The 13,123-nt window shown below is 66.0% G+C and carries 13 protein-coding genes, 1 tRNA gene and 1 riboswitch; of the genes, 9 read left to right on the plus strand and 5 right to left on the minus strand.

Annotated features, from left to right (window positions below):
- The first annotated feature begins 52 nt into the window (after positions 1-52).
- The 4 genes from AWJ14_RS18095 (at position 53) to AWJ14_RS18110 (ending at position 3,056) form a co-directional block, all read left to right on the plus strand.
- A complete protein-coding gene (locus AWJ14_RS18095) occupies positions 53-652 on the plus strand; it encodes a DsbA family protein (RefSeq protein WP_066182521.1) in 600 nt (199 codons plus the stop codon).
- A gap of 192 nt (positions 653-844) precedes the next feature.
- On the plus strand, positions 845-1,516 hold the full coding sequence (locus AWJ14_RS18100; RefSeq protein ID WP_066182524.1) for a S24 family peptidase: 672 nt from the start codon (positions 845-847) through the stop codon (positions 1,514-1,516).
- Between the two features lie 108 nt (positions 1,517-1,624).
- Positions 1,625-2,038 (plus strand): tellurite resistance TerB family protein, encoded by a 414-nt coding sequence (locus tag AWJ14_RS18105; protein WP_066182527.1) that lies wholly within the window; start codon positions 1,625-1,627, stop codon positions 2,036-2,038.
- A gap of 136 nt (positions 2,039-2,174) precedes the next feature.
- Complete coding sequence (locus tag AWJ14_RS18110) at positions 2,175-3,056, plus strand: sterol desaturase family protein (RefSeq protein WP_066182530.1); 882 nt, start codon at positions 2,175-2,177, stop codon at positions 3,054-3,056.
- Here the strand turns inward: AWJ14_RS18110 and AWJ14_RS18115 are convergent.
- Positions 3,013-3,882 carry a transporter substrate-binding domain-containing protein gene (locus AWJ14_RS18115; protein ID WP_066182534.1) on the minus strand — a complete coding sequence of 290 codons (870 nt, stop codon included), beginning with the start codon at positions 3,880-3,882 and terminating at the stop codon, positions 3,013-3,015. The two genes, AWJ14_RS18110 and AWJ14_RS18115, sit on opposite strands and share 44 nt — an antisense overlap.
- Before the next feature lie 55 nt (positions 3,883-3,937).
- On the opposite strand from AWJ14_RS18115, the gene AWJ14_RS18120 reads away from it, so the two are divergent.
- Entirely contained in the window at positions 3,938-5,893 is a 1,956-nt protein-coding gene (locus AWJ14_RS18120; RefSeq protein WP_171904905.1) for a glycosyltransferase family 2 protein, read from the plus strand.
- 35 nt (positions 5,894-5,928) lie between these two features.
- Here the strand turns inward: AWJ14_RS18120 and AWJ14_RS18125 are convergent.
- Positions 5,929-6,002 (minus strand) — tRNA-Gly (locus tag AWJ14_RS18125).
- Between the two features lie 91 nt (positions 6,003-6,093).
- Positions 6,094-6,924 (minus strand): GIY-YIG nuclease family protein, encoded by an 831-nt coding sequence (locus AWJ14_RS18130; protein ID WP_139112691.1) that lies wholly within the window; start codon positions 6,922-6,924, stop codon positions 6,094-6,096.
- 231 nt (positions 6,925-7,155) lie between these two features.
- On the opposite strand from AWJ14_RS18130, the gene AWJ14_RS18135 reads away from it, so the two are divergent.
- Positions 7,156-7,962 carry an ion transporter gene (locus tag AWJ14_RS18135; RefSeq protein ID WP_066182536.1) on the plus strand — a complete coding sequence of 269 codons (807 nt, stop codon included), beginning with the start codon at positions 7,156-7,158 and terminating at the stop codon, positions 7,960-7,962.
- Positions 7,963-7,997: 35 nt separating this feature from the next.
- On the opposite strand, the gene AWJ14_RS18140 is transcribed toward AWJ14_RS18135, so the two are convergent.
- Positions 7,998-9,086: a 2'-deoxycytidine 5'-triphosphate deaminase gene (locus AWJ14_RS18140; protein WP_066182790.1), complete on the minus strand. Its 1,089-nt coding sequence runs from the start codon at positions 9,084-9,086 to the stop codon at positions 7,998-8,000.
- Positions 9,087-9,165: 79 nt separating this feature from the next.
- A riboswitch (SAM riboswitch) is annotated at positions 9,166-9,244 on the plus strand.
- A 43-nt stretch (positions 9,245-9,287) separates the two neighbouring features.
- Between AWJ14_RS18140 and AWJ14_RS18145 the strand changes: the two genes are divergently transcribed.
- Complete coding sequence (locus AWJ14_RS18145; RefSeq protein WP_066182538.1) at positions 9,288-10,475, plus strand: O-succinylhomoserine sulfhydrylase; 1,188 nt, start codon at positions 9,288-9,290, stop codon at positions 10,473-10,475.
- Here AWJ14_RS18145 and AWJ14_RS18150 read toward each other — a convergent pair.
- The gene (locus AWJ14_RS18150) at positions 10,464-11,087 is read right to left on the minus strand and encodes a CDP-alcohol phosphatidyltransferase family protein (RefSeq protein WP_066182540.1); all 624 of its coding nucleotides are present in this window, start codon (positions 11,085-11,087) and stop codon (positions 10,464-10,466) included. The two genes, AWJ14_RS18145 and AWJ14_RS18150, sit on opposite strands and share 12 nt — an antisense overlap.
- 180 nt (positions 11,088-11,267) lie before the next feature.
- Here AWJ14_RS18150 and apaG point away from each other — a divergent pair, with 180 nt between their 5' ends.
- Positions 11,268-11,660: a Co2+/Mg2+ efflux protein ApaG gene (gene apaG, locus AWJ14_RS18155; RefSeq protein ID WP_066182543.1), complete on the plus strand. Its 393-nt coding sequence runs from the start codon at positions 11,268-11,270 to the stop codon at positions 11,658-11,660.
- Positions 11,657-13,114 carry a TrkH family potassium uptake protein gene (locus AWJ14_RS18160; RefSeq protein WP_245304355.1) on the plus strand — a complete coding sequence of 486 codons (1,458 nt, stop codon included), beginning with the start codon at positions 11,657-11,659 and terminating at the stop codon, positions 13,112-13,114. Before apaG ends, AWJ14_RS18160 begins: the two co-directional genes overlap by 4 nt.
- Positions 13,115-13,123: the final 9 nt, after the last annotated feature.

Raw genomic sequence — 13,123 nt, forward strand, 5'->3', positions numbered from 1 at the left:
CTTGCCGCCGCGCCCGGTCTTGTTCAATCTCGGCCCAGGGAGGATATGCCGGATGGTCGAAATCGCCTATTATTTTCACTGCGCCTCACCGCATACCTATCTGGGCCACAACCGGATCTGCGACGTGGCCGAGCGCCACAAGGTCTCGCTCCGCTACAAGCCGGTCAACGCGGCCGACATCCACGACGCCTCGTGGACGGCCCATGCCGGGGCGCTGCCCACGACCCAGCCCGCAGCCCAGATTGCCGAACTCAAGCGGCTTGCCGCGCTGCGCGGGCTGACGTTCCACCCCTCGCCCAAGCACCGCCCGGTCAATTCCGGGCTTGCCGACCGGGTGATCATCGGGCTGGTGGAGTCGGAGCACGATCCGCGCTATTTCACCGGCAAGGTGCTTGCCGGCGCCTGGGCCCAGGACGACGCCATCGCCGACCAGGCGGTGCTGTCGTCCTATCTCTCCCAGGTCGGGCTCGATGCCCTGCCCGCGCTCGTGGACGCCAAGACCGAGCGGGCCGGCTCGATCCGCGACAGCAACACCCGCGACGCGCTCGCCGCCGGTGCGGTGACGGTCCCGGCCTATGTGCTCAATGGCGAGGTGTTCCTCGGCCAGGACAAGATCGAACGGCTCGAAGACATGCTCCGGTCACGCCGCTAGCAGCCGCACCCGCAGCCGAAGCCGCAGCACCCCGCCCCCGCTGCGGCCGGCGCCCAAGGGAGTCTGTGGCCAAGCGAGGATATTTTTCCTATATGGCTTTACTCGACCCCTATAATTCCTGTAAAAAAGCCGGGTGCGGGTCCTGTGATCGCGTGCCCGCGCCCTGTCTCCCACCAGCGGGAAGTCTAGACCATGCTCTCGCATGAACGCATATGGTCCGCGCTCGATGCGCTGGCCGAACGCCATGGGCTCACGCCCTCGGGGCTGGCGCGCCGCGCCGGGCTCGATTCCACCGCGTTCAACAAGTCCAAGCGCTGCGGGGCGGACGGCCGCGACCGCTGGCCCTCGACGGAATCGCTCGCCAAGGTGCTTGACGCCACCCAGTCCTCGCTCGAGGATTTCATGGCGCTGGTGCGCGGCGAGCGCCCGCAGGAGAGCGGCAGTTTTCCCGAAGGCGCGTTTCCCCCGCAATCCGGGTCGATTCCGCTGCTCGGTTTCGCCCAGGCCGGCTCGGGCGGGTTCTTCGACGATGGCGGCTTTCCGGCAGGACAGGGCTGGGACGTGGTGGATTTTCCCGCCCAGCCCTCGCAGCGGCCCGGGGTCTATGCGCTGGAGGTGCAGGGCGACAGCATGATGCCGCTCTATCGCGACGGCGATATCCTGGTTGTCGAGCCCGGCGCGCAGATCCGCCGCGGCGACCGGGTGGTGGTGCGCACGCGCGAGGGCGAGGTGATGGCCAAGGTCTTGAACCGCCAGAGCGCGAAGACAATCGAGCTGGTGTCGCTCAATCCCGAACACCCCAACCGCAGCTTCGAGCTGAGCGAGATCGACTGGATGGCGCGTATCATCTGGGCCAGCCAGTAGCCCGCCCCACCGCGCGGCGATGCGGCGGATTGGCCCGCGCCGGGGCGCAAGGCTTGTGAAGCCGCATGCGACTTCCTATTGTCTGGCGATCGAACAGGAACACCGCCCATGACTTCGCGCATCACACCCCACGACGCCCTCATCTACCTGATGGTCACCATGTCGGCCGTCGACAAGGCGATGAACAACGCAGAGCTTGCCCGCATCGGCCGGCTCGTCACCTTCCTGCCGGTGTTCAACGGTTTCGACGAGGACCGGCTGATCGGGGTGACCCGCGCCGCCGCCGAACTGCTCAAGGGCCCCGAAGGGCTCGACATCATGCTCGAAGTTGTGCGTGACGCGCTGCCGCCGCGGCTCTACGACACCGCCTATGCCATCGCCGTCGAAATCGCCTCGGCCGATTACAACATCCAGCAGGAGGAAATCCGGCTTCTGCAGATGCTGCGCGACCGGCTGGGCCTCGACAAGCTGACCTGTGCCGCGCTCGAACGCGGCGCGATCGCGCGGTTCCGGAGCCTCTGAGCCCCCGGGCAGGATTTCGCGGCCCCTCCGGCCGGCGCCGCGGCGCTCCAACAGGCCGCGCTCACCAGATCGTGTGTCGCGCCCGGGGCCGAAGCATGGCATCACAGAGGCGAAACCTCGAATGGGAGAGGCGCCCATGACGCTGTTCGGTCTCAGCGAACCGGTTGTCCGGCTGCTGGCCTTCTCGACGATCTTCCTCACGCTCGCGCTGATCGAGCTCGCGGCGCCGCGGCTTGAGCGCGAGGAAATGCGCGGTGCGCTCAAGACCCGGCGCTGGGTGACCAATCTCGCCATGGTGGTGCTTTCGTCGGTCGCGCTCAGGCTCGTGTTTCCGATGGCCGCGGTCGGCACCGCGCTCTGGGCGCAGTCGCAGGGGCTCGGCCTGTTTGCGCTCATCGATCTGCCGCCCTGGCTTGCCGGACTGATCGCCTTCGTGGTTCTCGATTTCGCCGTCTGGCTCGAACATGTGGCAAGCCACAAATGGCCCTGGCTGTGGCGCATCCACCGGATGCACCATGCCGACACCGGCTTCGACCTCACCACCGCGCTCAGGTTCCATCCGCTCGAGATCGTGCTGTCGATGGTCTGGAAGGCGGCGGTGATCGTGGCCCTTGGCGCCTCGCCGGTGGCGGTGCTGGTGTTCGAGGTCGTGCTCAACGGGGCGGCGATGTTCAACCACGCCAATATCCGCCTGCCCCGCCGCGCCGACCGGATCCTCCGGCTGCTGATCGTCACCCCCGATATGCACCGGATCCATCACTCGACCGACCGGCGCGAGACCGACACCAATTACGGCTTCAACCTCGCGGTCTGGGACCGGCTGTTTGCGACCTATACCCCTGTGCCGCGGCGGGGCGAAACCGGCATCGAGATCGGCCTGTCGGACTGGCGCGACGGGCGCACCGCGCGGCTCGGCTGGGCACTCATGCTGCCATTCACCGCAGGCGGCGGTGCCGCAGGCACGGCCCCGAAGGTCAGTAAAGCCCGTTCGGGAACCAGCGCAGATAAAGCTCGGTGAAACGGCCGTTGCGGTTGAGCGCGGCGATGGCGTGATCGAAGGCCGCCGTCAGCCCCTCGTTGCGCGGATCGACGGCGATCGCCAGCCCCTCGCCCAGATAGGTGCGGGAGAAATAGGGGCCGTCGAAAAAGCGGCAACAGCCCTCCGCCGCCTGGCTCGACAGCCAGAACGACACTTGCAGCCCGTCGCCGAAAACCGCGTCCACGGTGCCCGCCTTGAATGCGTCGAACAGCCAGTCGGCGCGGGCGAAGGTGACCGGCTTCACATCCGGAAACCAGGCACGCAACATGGCCTCGTGGGCGGTGCCCGCGCGCACGCCGACGCGGCGGCCTGCGAGCGCCGCGGCGCCCTCGGCTTCCAGGCCCTGATCCTTGCGCACGGCAAAGCGCGCCGGCAGCGCGAGATAGGGCCGCGTGAAGCGGTGGTCCTTGCGGCTCTCGGCGGTGATCGCCAGGCCCGAGATCAGCGCCTCGGCCTGGCCGGCGGCGAGCGCGCCCTCGAGTTCGGCCCAGGGCAGCGCCTGGATCTGGCATCGCGGCAGCACGTCGAGTTCGTCACAGATGGCGCGGGCGAGATCGATGTGGAACCCGGCGAGCTTGCCGGTCTGGTCGAGGAAGCTGAAGGGCGGGAAATCGACGCTGGCGACGAAACGGATGCGGCTTAGCGACTGCATGTCGGGCACGGCGATGCGCTCGCGCGGATCCATGTAGTTCGGGACAAGGATGTCGCTTGCGCGGGCCTGCGGCGCCGGTCCGCCCCAAACCAGCGCAAAAATGCAGGAAACCGCCCAAAGCCCCTTAAAATCCAGGGATGCAAAAAACCGCATTATAGCTACCATAGATTTAACATCCCGGTTCAATTGTCATGTGTTTACCAGAGTCATGGCACCAAGCAAAACCATCGATCAGTTGACCGGGCTTCCAAAGCCGCCGCCGCTTGCAGCGGAGGGCAAACCCGCGGGCGGGGCCGCCAACGGGCTTGCCGCACCGCCCCCGAGACCCCCCGTCCGTCCCCGGCAGGAGCCCAGAGACGAAGCGGGATTTTTCCTCGCCTGCGGTATCGGAAAGCCGCATGTCGCCCGCGCCGCCCGTGCCGCGCGCATCAACGGCACCACCATCGAGCGCGAACTGATCGCCGCGGGCCTGCTTGAGCCCCGGCTCTATTACGGCTGGATGGCCCGGCAGCTCGGGCTCGACTATCTCGACCATATCGCGCCGGGCGAGGTCGTGCGGATACCACGGATGGATGTCCTGCTTCGGCGCAACGGCCTGCTCCGGCTGTCGCGCCCGGGCCGGCAGGTGACCGTGATCGTGCCCGAGGCGCGGCATCTTGCGGCCCACAAGGCGCGGTTTGCGGCGCATCCCGGCCTGCGCAAGGCGATGGCTGTCGCCGCGCCCGCGACCATCCGCGCGGCAGTCTGGCAGGCGGGCGCGGAGGACAGGGTCCGGCGCATCACCTTCGAACTCGACCAGGACCGGCGCGACGCAAGCGCCCGGACCGTGATGACATCGGCGCAGGGCTTCCTGCTGGCCGCTTCGCTGGCCACGGGCCTCGCCGCGTTCGTGCTCTGGCCGCACACCACCTTGACCGGGCTGCATGTGGCGCTGACGCTGACCTTTGCGAGCGCGGTGGGGCTGCGGCTCGCAGCCCTTGCGGCATTTCTGTTCGCACGGCAGCCGCCGCCACCGCCCGCCGCCGTGGCCGACGGGGTGCAGCTTCCGGTCTATACGCTGCTGATCGCGCTCCGGCACGAGGCGGCGATGGTGCCGGCGCTGGTCAGGCGCATCGCCGCGCTCGACTGGCCCAAGAGCCTGCTCGACGTCAAATATGTCTGCGAGGCCGAGGACGAGGCGACGATCGCGGCGCTGCTGGCGCAGAATCTCGGACCCGAATGCGAGATCGTGCGCATCCCGCGCTTCGGCCCGCGCACCAAGCCGAAAGCGCTGCAATACGCACTGCAGGGCGCGCGCGGCGAGCTGGTGGCGGTCTATGACGCCGAGGACAAGCCGGCGCCGGGGCAGTTGCTCGAGGCCTGGGCCGCATTTGCGCGAGGCGACGCGCGCCTCGGCTGCCTGCAGGCGCCGCTGGCGATCGCCAATTTGCGCGCCCATTGGCTCGCCGGCCTGTTCGCGCTCGAATACAGCGGACTGTTCCGCGTGCTGATCCCGTTTCTGGCCCGCACCGGCATGCCGATCCCGCTCGGCGGCACGTCCAACCATTTCCGCCGCGCGGTGCTCGAGCAGGTCGGCGGCTGGGACCCGCACAATGTCACCGAGGATGCCGATCTCGGCATGCGGCTCTACGCCCATGGCTACCGCACCGGTGCGCTGCGCAGCGCCACCGTGGAAATGGCCCCCGTCTCGCACCGGGTCTGGGTGCGCCAGCGCAGCCGCTGGCTCAAGGGCTGGGCACAGACCTGGCTGGTGGCCATGCGCCACCCGCTGCGCAGCTTCAGGGCGCTGGGACCACGGGGGTTTGCCGTGTTCCAGGTGCTGATCGCGGGCATGCTGGTCTCGGCGCTCGCGCATCCGGCGATGTTCGCGTTCCTGGCGCTGACGTTCGGCTGGCTCGCCGCAAGTGCGGCCCCGGCCCTGCCTTTGCTCTCGCGCGTGCTGATGTGGGCCGATTTCGCCGCGATCGGCGGCAGCTATCTCGCCTTCCTCGCGCTCGGCTGGACAAGCTTCACCCGCCTCGAACGCACCCGGCTCAAGAAACGCTGGATGCTGCTCACGCCGGTTTACTGGCTGATGATGTCCTTCTCCGGCTGGCGCGCCCTGTACCAGCTCGCCACCGATGCACACCTGTGGGAAAAGACGCCGCATCATCCGGACGGGTGAGCTGGTTGGGGGAAGGCGACGGACAATCGAGAGGCTGGAGCGGGTGAAGGGAATCGAACCCTCGTCGTAAGCTTGGGAAGCTTCTGCTCTGCCATTGAGCTACACCCGCGTTGCGGCACGAATACCACTCCGATGATCTGGCCTACAAGGACAATTTTCACGATTGCGCCAGGCCAAGCGTCGATCGACCCCTTCTGGACTCAATTGTGGTTGTATCCGTGCGGATCGCGGGTCATCAGGACGGTTTTCCAGAAGCTTTCACGGGCATAGACGAGCGCGTTGTCCGCATGGAGATCGACGACTTCGAGAATGGCCAGGCGCCAGTCGAGCGCTGCTTCGATGCCCGCGTCCTCGATTCGCATCTTCAGCCCATGGTTCGCTCCGTGCAGGGTGTCCGCATAGGCGCAGAACCGCCCCCAGAAACCCCACACCCCGTCCGCCTTGCCGACATAGGCCTTTCCCGTGCCGGGATCGGTGATCAGATAGATACCCTTGACCGAAGACAGGGCCGCCCGCCAGTCCGCAAGCGACTGGCCGATGATCACCTTCAGATCGGCAAGCGATATGTTCACCTCACGAAAACCTGGAAATCCGGCGACCGAGGGCGGCTCTTTCAGGATCTCTGAGACCACCAGTTGGTGCTGGTGGCTTTCGGCATAGGGGTAGGTTTGCCTGGAGCGATAATCATAACTGACAACGATCCGGCCATGTGGCGCCTTTTCGGCCTCCACGCGCCGAAGCGGATATCTCCAACGAAATTCCAACAGTCCCTCGGGGGTGACGGCTTCAGGCTTGCCTTCGACAGCATAGAGACCGGCAAACAACCATTTGGCTCCAGGCATGACGATCAGCGCGACAACGAAGGGGCGGGAGAAGTTGCGCTTGGTCTGCCAGGACTGCCATTCATCGAACTCGCCGCGCTTGAAAACGTCCAACGGATGTTCACCAGCAACATTCGGACGCGCCAAGTGGAGTTTGCAGGCCTCGGGGGCAAAGTCGGGCGAAGACAGCTGGAGAAGATCAAAAAGCATCAGCACCGCGGAAACTCCTTTGTGCGGCCGGGCACCGGTTGTGCCAGCCTGCCGCTTGCCAGTGAAGCTTGAAAGGATAGTTCAAACCGACCTCCCGATACCAGCCGCCCCCTGTTCTCTCGATGCCCAGCGACAGAACGACACGGCCCCACCCATCTGACCGCTTGACCGTCCGCGTGGCGGTCCTCATATGACAGCCAGTTTCAGCACCCCCAACCCGGTATCCCAGTCATGACCCTTCTCAAGGCCTTTCTCTCCTCGCGCCGGTTCGAGGCCGTCATTACCGCCCTGATCGTCATCAACGCGATCACGCTCGGGCTCGAGACCGTGCCCGAAGCGATGGCGCGCCATGGAGACCTGCTGCATGCGCTCGACCGGGCGATCCTGGCGGTGTTCGTGCTGGAAGTCGGCGCCCGGCTGGTGGCCTGGAGGCTCGATTTCTTCCGCGATCCCTGGCGGATCTTCGACCTTCTGGTGGTCGCGGTGGCGCTGGTGCCGGCGACCGGCAATCTCTCCGTGCTCCGGGCGCTGCGCGTGCTCCGGGTGCTCCGGATGATCAGCATCGTGCCGTCGCTCAGGCGCGTGGTCGGCGGGCTGGTCGGCGCGCTGCCGGGCATGGGCTCGATCATGCTCCTGCTGATCCTGGTGTTCTACGTGTTCTCGGTGATGGCGACCAAGCTCTACGCCGACAGTTTTCCCGAGTGGTTCGGCTCGATCCCGGCCTCGGCCTACACGCTGTTCCAGGTGATGACGCTCGAAAGCTGGTCGATGGGCATCGTCCGCCCGGTGATGGAGGTGCATCCGCTGGCCTGGACCTTCTTCCTGCCCTTCATCCTGTGCACGAGCTTCACGGTGCTCAACCTGTTCATCGGTATCATCGTCTCGGCGATGCAGGAAGAGCACGAGGCGGAAGCCTCCGCCGACCGCGAGGCGATGGCCACCGAACAGGGCGCGATGCTTGAGGAATTGAAGGCGATCCGGCAGGAACTCAGGGATTTGCGCGGAAAGATCGACGGCAGTGCCCGCGCGCCGGAGTGATCCGGCGGACGCGCACCCCCACCCGGCGCGGCCGCTCAGGCACGAAAATGCTTCGACAGCTTCAGGCCCTGGGCCTGGTAGTTTGACCCCATGCCGGCGCCATAGAGCGCCTCGGGGCGTTCGAGCATGCGCTCATAGATCAGCCGGCCGACAATCTGGCCGTGCTCGAGGATGAAGGGCACTTCGTGGCTGCGCACCTCAAGCACCGCGCGGCTGCCCGCGCCGCCCGCGTCCGTGTGGCCGAAGCCGGGATCGAAGAAGCCCGCGTAATGGACGCGGAACTCGCCCACCAGCGGATCGAACGGGGTCATCTCCGCGGCATAGAGCGGCGGTACATGCACCGATTCCCGGCTCACCAGGATGTAGAATTCGTCCGGATCGAGGATCAGGTCGGCGGAGCCGCGATTGTGCAGCGGCTCCCAGAAATCGAACACGTCGTGGACCGCACGCTTGTCGACATCGATGACGCCGGTGTGGTGCTTGCCGCGATAGCCGATGAGACCATCGTCGCCATGCCCCATCAGGTCGATCGACAGCGCAATGCCGCCGCCCGAGACATTGGGCGTCTCCGAGGCGACCAGCGTCTCGGCGCGGTGCAGATCGGCAAGCTCGTCCTCGCCCAGCACCGCATGGCCCTTCCGGAAGCGGATCTGCGACAGGCGCGAGCCGGTGCGGGCCACGATCGGGAAGGTGCGCGGGCTCACCTCGAGCCACAGCGGCCCGGTATAGCCAGGCGCGATCTTGTCGAATTCCTGGCCGTAGTCGGTCATCACCCGGGTGAAGATGTCGAGCCGGCCGGTCGAGCTCTTGGGATTGGCGGAAGCCGAGATTTCGCCGGGCAGTGCCAGGCTTTCGAGCAGCGGCACGATATAGACGCACCCGGTTTCGAGCACCGCGCCCTGGGAAAGATCGATGGCGTGCATGCTAAGCCGGGCAAGCTTGTCCTCGACCCGGGCCGAGGGGCCGGGCAGAAAACTCGCCCGCACCCGGTAGGCACGCGCGCCGAGCCTCAGGTCGAGGCTCGCGGGCTGGATCTGGTCAGCATCAAGCGTCTTGCCGGCGGCAAGCTTGCCACCGTCAAACAGCGCCCTGATCGCGCGATCGGAGAGAATGCCGGCGCCCACGTCTGCCTGCTCCTTTTGTGCTTCCGCCTTGATGACAAGGCCGGGCGATTGACGCAAGCGCGGCAAGGCAGTAAAGAGCAGGTTATCCCGTGGTGATTTGGCCGACCGGCTTGCAGCCACGTAAAACAAGTCGCTAAAAAGGTCGGGTTGCAAAACCGGCTGGCGATTTGGCAGCCGGTTTTTTTGTGTTGGACGATGACAATGACAGCAAGCAACCGACAGTTCCGCCCCGCGACCCAGCTGGTGCATGGCGGTACCGCACGCTCGGAATTCGGCGAAACCTCCGAAGCGATCTACCTCACGCAAGGCTTTGTCTATGACAGTTCGGAAGCGGCGGAAGCGCGCTTCAAGGGCGAAGACCCGGGCTTCATCTATTCGCGCTACGCCAATCCCACCAATGACATGTTCGAAAAGCGCATGTGCCTGCTGGAAGGCGCGGAAGATGCGCGCGCCACCGCCTCGGGCATGGCCGCGATTTCGGCGGCGCTGCTGTGCCAGTTGAGCGCCGGCGACCATGTGGTGGCCGCACGCGCGCTGTTCGGCTCGTGTCGCTGGATCGTCGAAACGCTGCTGCCGCGCTACGGCATCGCCTCGACCCTGGTCGACGGCCGGGATCTTGCCAATTTCGAGGCGGCCATCCGCCCCAACACCAAGGTGTTCTTCCTCGAAAGCCCCACCAATCCGACGCTCGAAGTGGTCGACATCGCCGGCGTCGCCAAGCTCGCCAACCAGATCGGCGCGAAGCTGGTGGTCGACAACGTGTTTGCCACGCCGCTCCTGCAGAAGCCGCTGGAACTCGGCGCCCATGTGGTGGCCTATTCGGCGACCAAGCACATCGACGGCCAGGGCCGGTGCCTGGGCGGCGTGATCCTGTCGGACAAGGACTGGATCGACGAGCACCTGCACGACTATTTCCGCCACACCGGACCGTCGCTGTCGCCGTTCAATGCCTGGACCCTGCTCAAGGGCCTCGAAACCCTGCCGCTGAGGGTGCGCCAGCAGAGCGAGAATGCCGGCCGCATCGCCGATTTCCTCGCCGACCATCCGGCCGTTGCCCGGGTGATCTATCCCGGCCGTGCCGACCATCCCCAGGCCGACATCTGCGCCCGCCAGATGAAGGGCGGCTCGACCCTGGTGGCTTTCGAGCTCAAGGGCGGAAAAGCCGCAGCCTTTGCGCTGCAGAACGGTCTCGAGGTCGTCAAGATCTCCAACAATCTGGGCGATTCCAAGAGCTTGATCACCCATCCGGCGACGACCACGCACAAGAACCTTGCGGACGACGCGCGCGACGAACTCGGCATCAGCGACGGCATGCTGCGGTTTTCGGCGGGTATCGAGGACGGGACGGACCTGGTCGAGGACTTCGAGCGCGCGCTCTCAGGCCTCTGAACCGCCCTCGCCGAACGCCGCCCGGGCTTCGACGATCCGGGAGATGGCTGTGTAGAGGCAGATCGCGGCAAAGATCCACGCGAGAAGCGGAAACCAGCCGGGAAACAGGCAGAACAGCGCGAATGCCGCAAAGGTCTCGCCGGCCTCGGCGAGGCCGGTGGTGAAATAGATCGACTTCGACCCGCGCTGCGTGGTCGTCAGTTTCCGCTTCTCGGCGAGGATCGCATAGGCGAGAAAACTCGCGCCGTTGATGTAGAACGACAGGATCAGCGCGGCGCCGGCGAGCCCGTTGGCCGCGGGATCGAACAGAACGAAGCCGAACGGAAGCGCGCCGTAGAAGACGAAGTCGAGCGTGATGTCGAGATAGCCGCCGAAATCGGTCTTGCGCGTGGCCCGCGCCACCGCGCCGTCGAGCCCGTCGCCGACCCGGCTCAGGACGATCACCACAAGCCCCGTGATCATGTATCCGGCGGCGATCAGGGCAGCGGCGCACAGGCCCGCGACACAGGCTGCGACGGTAACGTGGTCGGCGCGGACCCCGCGTCGCGCGAGCCAGCGCCCGCTCCGGTCGAGCCCCGGTTCGAGCCATCTGCGCGCAACCCCGTCGATCATGCCGGATCTCCCTTCTGCCTCCCGGAGTGATAGCGCGGCGGCGCGCCTGCGTCACCTCTGCGAGGAGGGCGCAAGGATCACAAAAAGGTCATGGAAAGCCGCCTCACCCGGCCCTGTCCCCCGGTCTAAACGCTTGACGCAGGCAAAGGGCTGTACAATGAGTGTCGCAAGGAGTGGCAGATGTACCGCGCGCTGACCCATGACATCGAAGTGACCGTCGAGCCCTATTACCTCGAGGACCAGTCGGACCCCGAGGACAGCCGTTATGTCTGGGGCTATCGCATCGTCATCGCCAACCGCTCCGAGCAGGTGGTGCAGCTGAAAAGCCGGTACTGGAAGATCACCGACGAGAACGGCATCGTCGACGAAGTGCGCGGGCCGGGCGTGGTCGGCGAGCAGCCGGTGCTGCGGCCGGGCGACACTTACGAATATTCCTCGGGCTGCCCACTCGACACCCCATCGGGCGTGATGGTGGGCACCTACCAGATGCAAACTTCCGACGGCGCGTTCTTCGATGTCGAGATCCCGGCCTTCTCGCTGGACCTGCCGGGCATCGCAAGAACCCTGAATTGACCGGCCTCGCGGAGTTCCGCCCCGTGCTGCTGGTGACCGGCGTGCTGGTCACCACGCTGGGGGCTGCGATGCTGCTGCCGGCACTGGTGGACCTGGCGGCGGACAATGGCGACTGGATGATTTTTGCGAGCGCCGGCATGGTGACGATGTTGTTCGGGCTGGGCCTGTTCATCGCCAACCGGGGCGCGCCCAAGGGGCTGTCGACCCGCCAGGCGATGCTGATGACCACGATCGCCTGGATCACGCTGGTGAGTTTCGGCGCACTGCCGTTCCACTGGTCGGGAATCGTGCCGAGCTATACGGATGCGTTTTTCGAATCGATGTCGGGCCTGACCACCACGGGCGCGACTGTGATCACCGGGCTCGACACCGCGCCGCCGGGGCTGCTGTTCTGGCGCGGGCTGCTGCAGTGGCTCGGCGGCCTCGGGATCATCGTCATGGCGATCGCGGTGCTGCCGATGCTGCAGATCGGCGGGATGCAGCTGTTCAAGGCCGAGGCCTTCGACACCGCGGAGAAGATCCTGCCGCGCGCTACCCAGATCTCGACCTCGATCACGCTGGTCTTCATTGCCATGACCGGGATCTGCGCCATCGCCTATATGGCGGTCGGCATGGCCGCAGACGATGCGGTGATCCACGCCATGACCACGGTCGCCACCGGCGGGTTCTCGACCAAGGACGCCTCGATCGGCTCGTTCGCCAATGCCGGCGTGGAGTGGGTGGCGATCGTCTTCATGTTCCTGGGGTCGATCCCGTTCCTGCTCTATGTGCAGATGCTGCAGGGCCGGTTCCGCTCCGTCCTGGTCGATGATCAGGTCAAGGCCTTCACCGGATTTCTCGGGGTGGCGATCGTGATCGGCTGGATGATGGCCCATTTCAGCGACCACCATGTCGGCCTGGAAGGGCTGAGGCATTCCGCCTTCAACGTGGTCTCGATCGTCACCGGCACGGGCTTCGCCTCCACCGATTACGGCCTGTGGGGACCGCATGCGGTGACCTTCTTCTTCATCATCATGTTCGCGGGCGGCTGTGCCGGATCCACCTCCTGCGGCATCAAGATCTTCCGCTTCCAGGTGCTGATCGAAGCGGTGCGCCAGCACATCGCCCAGGTGATGTATCCGAACGGCGTGTTTCGCGCCCATTTCAACGGCAAGCCGATCCAGGACCGGGTGATCGCCTCGGTGATGAGCTTCTTCTTCCTGTTCGTGATGAGCTATGTGGCGCTGTCGGTGCTGTTGCGGCTGTCGGGCATGGACACCGTGACCGCGCTGTCGGGCGCAGGCACCGCGCTGTCCAATGTCGGCCCGGGGCTGGGCGACGTGATCGGCCCCTCGGGCAATTTCCAGCCGCTGACCGACCTGCAGAAATGGTTGCTCGCCGGCGGCATGCTGCTCGGCCGGCTGGAGCTGTTCACCGTGCTGGTCTTGTTCCTGCCGCGGTTCTGGCGCTCCTGAGGCCACGAC

It is taken from the genome of Parahoeflea olei, assembly GCF_001703635.1.
Lineage (GTDB): Bacteria > Pseudomonadota > Alphaproteobacteria > Rhizobiales > Rhizobiaceae > Hoeflea > Hoeflea olei.